At 51.7% G+C, this 1,245-nt stretch carries 1 tRNA gene and 1 rRNA gene; both read right to left on the reverse strand.

The features are described from left to right. Positions 1–35: 35 nt before the first annotated feature. Positions 36–112, reverse strand: a tRNA-Ile gene (locus FTU46_RS16605). Between the two features lie 61 nt (positions 113–173). After that, positions 174–1,245 (reverse strand): 16S ribosomal RNA (locus FTU46_RS16610); the annotation flags it as partial.

The raw sequence follows: 1,245 nt of genomic DNA on the forward strand, positions 1-1,245 counted from the left end.
TAAGTCAATGTTCTGATTTTCTGTTTTCTGGCAGATGGTGGGTCTGACAAGACTTGAACTTGTGACCCCACGCTTATCAAGCGTGTGCTCTAACCAACTGAGCTACAGACCCTCAGATACATCGTCATGAAGAACAACTTGTTGTGGATTCTTACCAATCGTCAATCTTTCGTTAAGGAGGTGATCCAGCCGCAGGTTCCCCTACGGCTACCTTGTTACGACTTCACCCCAGTCATCGGCCACACCGTGGTAAGCGTCCTCCCTAAGGTTAGACTACCTACTTCTGGTGCAACAAACTCCCATGGTGTGACGGGCGGTGTGTACAAGGCCCGGGAACGTATTCACCGCGGCATTCTGATCCGCGATTACTAGCGATTCCGACTTCACGCAGTCGAGTTGCAGACTGCGATCCGGACTACGATCGGCTTTTTGAGATTAGCATCTGCTCGCGCAGTAGCAACCCTTTGTACCGACCATTGTAGCACGTGTGTAGCCCTGGCCGTAAGGGCCATGATGACTTGACGTCGTCCCCGCCTTCCTCCAGTTTGTCACTGGCAGTATCCTTAAAGTTCCCACCCGAAGTGCTGGCAAATAAGGAAAAGGGTTGCGCTCGTTGCGGGACTTAACCCAACATCTCACGACACGAGCTGACGACAGCCATGCAGCACCTGTATCAGAGTTCCCGAAGGCACCAATCCATCTCTGGAAAGTTCTCTGTATGTCAAGGCCAGGTAAGGTTCTTCGCGTTGCATCGAATTAAACCACATGCTCCACCGCTTGTGCGGGCCCCCGTCAATTCATTTGAGTTTTAGTCTTGCGACCGTACTCCCCAGGCGGTCTACTTATCGCGTTAGCTGCGCCACTAAAGCCTCAAGGGCCCCAACGGCTAGTAGACATCGTTTACGGCATGGACTACCAGGGTATCTAATCCTGTTTGCTCCCCATGCTTTCGCACCTCAGTGTCAGTATTAGGCCAGATGGCTGCCTTCGCCATCGGTATTCCTCCAGATCTCTACGCATTTCACCGCTACACCTGGAATTCTACCATCCTCTCCCATACTCTAGCTAACCAGTATCGAATGCAATTCCCAAGTTAAGCTCGGGGATTTCACATTTGACTTAATTAGCCACCTACGCGCGCTTTACGCCCAGTAAATCCGATTAACGCTTGCACCCTCTGTATTACCGCGGCTGCTGGCACAGAGTTAGCCGGTGCTTATTCTGCGAGTAACGTCCACTTATCCC

This window comes from Acinetobacter sp. YH12108, assembly GCF_013419055.1.
Taxonomy (GTDB): domain Bacteria; phylum Pseudomonadota; class Gammaproteobacteria; order Pseudomonadales; family Moraxellaceae; genus Acinetobacter.